The sequence below is a fragment of the Pseudomonas sp. BW16M2 genome (genome assembly GCF_014268865.1).
Lineage (GTDB): Bacteria > Pseudomonadota > Gammaproteobacteria > Pseudomonadales > Pseudomonadaceae > Aquipseudomonas > Aquipseudomonas peradeniyensis.
Genome location: NZ_JABWRI010000064.1, coordinates 1 through 1627 on the forward strand (window position 1 = coordinate 1; position 1627 = coordinate 1627).

1 protein-coding gene and 1 pseudogene are annotated in these 1627 nt (G+C 62.7%); both read left to right on the top strand.

Annotated elements, in window-relative coordinates; all coding sequences use genetic code 11:
• Positions 1–633: pseudogene (locus HU735_RS26765) on the top strand (type VI secretion system tip protein VgrG); the annotation flags it as partial.
• The gene (locus tag HU735_RS26770; RefSeq protein WP_186716472.1) at positions 630–1568 is read left to right on the top strand and encodes a DUF4123 domain-containing protein; all 939 of its coding nucleotides are present in this window, start codon (positions 630–632) and stop codon (positions 1566–1568) included. The pseudogene HU735_RS26765 and the gene HU735_RS26770, both read left to right, overlap by 4 nt.
• Positions 1569–1627 lie beyond the last annotated feature (59 nt).

Consider the following 1627-nt stretch of genomic DNA (forward strand, 5'->3'; position numbering starts at 1 on the left):
ATCAAGAGCAAGACCCACAAGGGGCAAGGCTTCAACGAGCTGCGCTTCGAGGATGAGCTGGGGCAGGAAGAGGTGTTTATCCATGCGCAGCGGGATCAGAACAATGTGGTCAAGCATGATGAGACCACGCAGGTTGGCAATGATCGACGTGAGGAGGTTGGCCATGACGAAGTGCTCGACGTCGCCAACAACCGTCGCGAAACCATCGGCAACGACGACCAGGTGACGATTGGCCATGACGCGCTGCTGGACATCGGCCATAGCCAGACCACCACGATTGCCCAGGATCGCACGGTGCAGGTGGGCAATCATCGCTTTGACAGCACGGCGGCCAACCACAACGTCAGCGTGGGTGGCCATATGCAGCAGACCATCGAGGGCCACCTTGAACTGAAGGCCGGCCAGGCCATTCGGCAGCACACCCGGTGCTACGAAATCCATGCCTCGCAGAGCATCACCCTCAAAGCGCCAGGCGGCACGCTGCGCATCGACGGCGACGGGATCACGCTCGATGGCGTGGCGCTGATCCTGAAAGCGCCGCTGAGCCAGAACGCCAGCGGTAGCGGCAATGAACTGTCGATCACCAGCCAGGTGTTGCAGGGGCTTGAAGAATGCGTGGAGCACCAGCGATGAAACCTGAACATCTGCTCGACCTGGTGGCACAGGCGCGTAAACCCGACGATTTCCTCTACCTGCTGCTCGACCCGCTTGCCAACTGCGGTCCCGAACATCCCTTGAGCATTGCAGCGCTGACCCGGCAACTGGGCGTAGAGGCAGTCGAATGTGTGATGCGCGACGACCTGGCGCACCTGACAGCGGAGTGTCCGACCCTGGTCGAGCTGGCGGCGCCCGGCCATCCCGCTGACACACTGCTTCAGCTCACTGCCGTCCATGCCCTGTCAGAAGTGGACTTCGACAGACGCTATGTCTGCGGTTGGCTATTGAGCGAACAGCCATTGCCGGTCATCGCCCGGCACCTCGCGGCCCGTTGCTTGACCATGCCCCCGGTGGCCGGTCCAGCAACGGCTCCCTGGTTCGAGCCTTTGCGCCTGGAGTTGCTGCACGCCACGATGCTCGATATCAGCGATGTGCTATGGCCCTTGAGCGCATGGTTGTACCCAACCGCCTGCGGCACCTTCGCCTGCGTGCAAGGCCGCGCGTTCGCCAGGGACCTGGTCATACCGCACGCCGTCCGCGAACTGCAGTACATGGCCCCTCAAGTCCGGTGCCTGCTGGGCGCCTGGCGTTTGCTGAACCAATCGCCCCCAAGCTACTCGCCCTTGGCGTGGAAGGGCCCCTCGAGCCTTCCGCCCCAGGCGCCCTTCCATGTGTACCAACTGATCGTCACGGCCTGGGCGCGTGGGCTTGTGGACCTCGATGACGCTTCATGCCTGGTCCTGCACCAGATCATGATCCATCCACGCCTGCTCGAACACCCCACCATCCAGCACGACTTCAACCAAGCCGTAGCGGGCGAGTGCCGCCTGGTCTCGCGCTTCGCCACCTACAGCGACTACGACTGGTCCAAAGTCGTCGCCGCGCTGCCCCAGTCTCGGAGCTATCCATGACCCTCAGCCTCAGTCAATCCATCCTGGACGCACAACGCCAAGCCATCCCCGTCCCCAAA